Source organism: Aromatoleum toluolicum (assembly GCF_012911005.2).
Lineage (GTDB): Bacteria > Pseudomonadota > Gammaproteobacteria > Burkholderiales > Rhodocyclaceae > Aromatoleum > Aromatoleum toluolicum.
Genome location: NZ_WTVS01000161.1, coordinates 1 through 2,813, shown reverse-complemented (window position 1 = coordinate 2,813; position 2,813 = coordinate 1). Strand labels below are relative to the sequence as shown.

General features: G+C 67.1%; 4 protein-coding genes. 1 reads left to right on the top strand and 3 read right to left on the bottom strand.

Annotated features, from left to right (window positions below):
* Positions 1-161: 161 nt before the first annotated feature.
* Positions 162-722 (bottom strand): phasin family protein, encoded by a 561-nt coding sequence (locus tag GPA27_RS28105; protein ID WP_169143703.1) that lies wholly within the window; start codon positions 720-722, stop codon positions 162-164.
* A 165-nt stretch (positions 723-887) separates the two neighbouring features.
* Positions 888-1,556, bottom strand: a complete 669-nt coding sequence (locus tag GPA27_RS28100; RefSeq protein WP_169143702.1) for an esterase/lipase family protein — start codon at positions 1,554-1,556, stop codon at positions 888-890.
* A gap of 85 nt (positions 1,557-1,641) precedes the next feature.
* On the opposite strand from GPA27_RS28100, the gene GPA27_RS28095 reads away from it, so the two are divergent.
* Positions 1,642-2,013, top strand: a complete 372-nt coding sequence (locus GPA27_RS28095) for a thiol-disulfide oxidoreductase DCC family protein (RefSeq protein ID WP_169143701.1) — start codon at positions 1,642-1,644, stop codon at positions 2,011-2,013.
* A gap of 268 nt (positions 2,014-2,281) precedes the next feature.
* On the opposite strand, the gene GPA27_RS28090 is transcribed toward GPA27_RS28095, so the two are convergent.
* Positions 2,282-2,813: M10 family metallopeptidase C-terminal domain-containing protein (locus tag GPA27_RS28090; RefSeq protein WP_169143700.1), on the bottom strand; the 532-nt coding region annotated here is incomplete at its 5' end.

The window sequence follows — 2,813 nt, the reverse complement described above, 5'->3', positions numbered from 1 at the left end:
GCGCGGGGGGAGGTCGTCATTGTTGTAGTGGGTTGCGTGCTGCGGGGGAGCGCGCAAGGATAACCGGAAACGACTCCGGCGCCCGAAGGCGCCGGAGCGGGCGGCCCGGTGTGGCAGGGGCCGCCGTGCGGGGAGTGCCCCGCGGATGATCAGGCCGACGATCAGGCCGACTTCTTGGCCTTGGTCGGGGCCGGCGTGCTCACCGCATCGACGGCAGCGCGGGTGGTCGCCGCAACGTTGGCTTCGGTGAACTGGATGACCTTGCGCGTCGCCTTGTTCACGGTGTCGTAGGCCGAGTTGGCGGCGGCGATCGCCGACTGTACCGCGGCAACGGCCGTTTCGGAGCCGACCGGGGCGGACTTGGCGGCCTTTTCGAGCGCGACGCCGATGGCCTTGTTCACTTCCGCATACTGGGTTTCGTAGGGCGCGGCGGCCTCTTCGACGCCCTGGGCGAGGATCTCGTAGCTGCTGCGGAACCAGGTCATCGTCTTCTCGGCCGTCGGGCGGACCAGCGCTACGGACACGCTCACCAGTTCGTTCGGGGTCTTCACGGACAGCAGCGCATGCACGGTCGCGATGCCGTCTTCGAGGGCGCTGCGGCTGGCGTTGATGTTCAGTGCAGCGAGGCGCTCGAAGGTGGCAAAGCTGCTGCGGGTGGAGGCTTCAACGGTGGCGAAGGCGTTCTTCGAGGCGCTGGCGAAAGTTTCGGTCGTGGCGTTCATGGTGTTTCTCCTGTTGGGGCGGGGGTCGTTGTCTGCTGGCCCACTGCTGCCGGCAGGTTTTGCTGCATTGCACAATTTCATTGTAGCGAGTAGGAAGCTCCCGTCAAGAACTATTTTGTGCAGCGCAGCAAAAGTCCGCGAACGAAGGTCGGCCGGGTGCCCGGATCAGGGCTGGATGCCCTGCCTGGCGCGGCCTTCCGCCTCGTCGTGGGTGAACGTACCGGTGTGCAGGAAGGCTGCGACCTGATCCGCGCAGCGTGCGGACAGGAGCATCTCCATGTGGCTCACGTGCAGCGTGATGGCGTCACGTGCGCCGGCGACGCGGGTCTCATCGACCATCACGATGCCGTCGTGGGGCCGCGGCAGCCCGACCAGGGCGCCGGCGAGCCCGAGCGGGCGGCTGCCCGAGATGACGCCGATCTCGACGCCGGGCAGTTGCGGCCGCGCGGCGGGGAGCCAGTCGCGCATCGAGCGGCCGATGAGGGCGGAAATGCCGGGAACGCGCTGCAGCCCGGTCGCGCTGCGCGATGCGGCCCAGGGCGGGCCCATGAGGACGAAGCGGCGCACGCGTGCGTCGGGATGGCGGCCGAGCGCGTTGGCGATGACGATGCCGCCCAGGCTGTGGCCGACGAGGTGGATGGGGTCGGCGTGCAGGCCGGCGAGGAAGCGCGACAAGGCGTCCGCGTTGGCAGCGAGGCCCTGTCGCACCGAGGGGTAGGACCACGCGTGCGTGAGGAAGCCGCTGCGTTCGAGGCGGCGACGCAGGAGGCCGAACACGAGCCCGTGCATCCACAGGCCGTGTACGAGCACGACGGTTTCGGTGGCAGGGTGCATGCCGGAGGACTGTAGCCGATATTGCCCCCGGCACGAAGGGCGGGGGAGGGCGGTCAAACCTGCGTGGAGGTCACGGAGCGAGTCGATGGCGGAGCGGGAGGAACGGATTACCGTCTATTACGATGGCGCGTGCCCGCGCTGCGTGCGAGACCGTGCGCAGTACGAGCGCCTGGCGGGCGAGGCGGGCGAGGACACTTGCTGGGTGGATATCACCGGGCGCGATGCGGAGTTGCACGCGCTGGGCATAGACCCCGATACGGCGTTGCGCGAGTTGCACGTGCGCGATGGCGAGGGGCGCGTGCGGCGCGAGCTGGATGCCTACATCGTGCTGATGGCACGCGTGCCGCGGCTGCGTCCGCTGGCTTGGCTGATCGGCCTGCCGGGGCTGCGGACGCTGCTGTCGCGCTGGTATCGCGCGAGCGTGCTGCGGCGGCTGCGTGCCGAGCGCCGGCTGTGAGCACCACATCCGGCCGATAGGCGGCGCGCAACAGGAACTCGACCTTCACGGCTTAAAACGGAAAGGCGATCTGGCTGTCTTCGGTGCGGTCGAGCATGCCAGCGTTGAGCAGTGCGGTTACGTCACCGTGAACAGCCTTCACTTTAGCGAAACAGTGGTCTGCGCCGAACAAAAAAAATAGACGCACCGGAAACATATCCCGGCGCGTCTGGGTAACGATTGTCGGACTGCCGGCAGGGGTTGAACTCCCCGCCCGCTCCGGACGAACTCAGCTGACGAGGAAGTCCGACGCCGACAGCGACGGGGTTCCCGACAGCGTAGCGAACTGCACCGCCTCGCCGGCGCCGTTGGCGTCCTGATCGTAGTACAGCGCGCCGGTCGTGCTGTTGTAGATCAGGTAATCGTTGGCGTCGGCTGCGGCAGTGATGCCGGCGCCACTGATGAACCAACCTGCATTCAGCGCACCCGTCGTGGTCAGCGACGTGAAGATCGCATTCTCCAGCTGGATGTCATCTACTCCAGCCGCGAAGTCGGTAATGGTGTCGAGGTTCGTGTTGGCATTGAGCGCGGTATCGAACCGGAAGATGTCATTACCGGCGCCGCCCGTCAGCACGTTGTTGCCGGCATTACCGGCCAGCGTGTTCGCCAACGTGTTGCCGATGCCGTCGACGTTGCCCGTTCCGACCAGCGTCAGGTTCTCGACGTTTGCGGCCAGCGTATGGTCGACGGTACTGATCACGCTGTCGGTGCCCTGGCCGGCGCTCTCGATCACCGTGTCGCCCGCGTTGTCCACGTGGTAG

Excerpts from the sequence above, each read along its gene's own strand:
- GPA27_RS28105 (WP_169143703.1), bottom strand. The coding sequence starts at position 722 with ATGAACGCCACGACCGAAACTTTCGCCAGCGCCTCGAAGAACGCCTTC.
- GPA27_RS28100 (WP_169143702.1), bottom strand. The coding sequence starts at position 1,556 with ATGCACCCTGCCACCGAAACCGTCGTGCTCGTACACGGCCTGTGGATG.
- GPA27_RS28095 (WP_169143701.1), top strand. The coding sequence starts at position 1,642 with ATGGCGGAGCGGGAGGAACGGATTACCGTCTATTACGATGGCGCGTGC.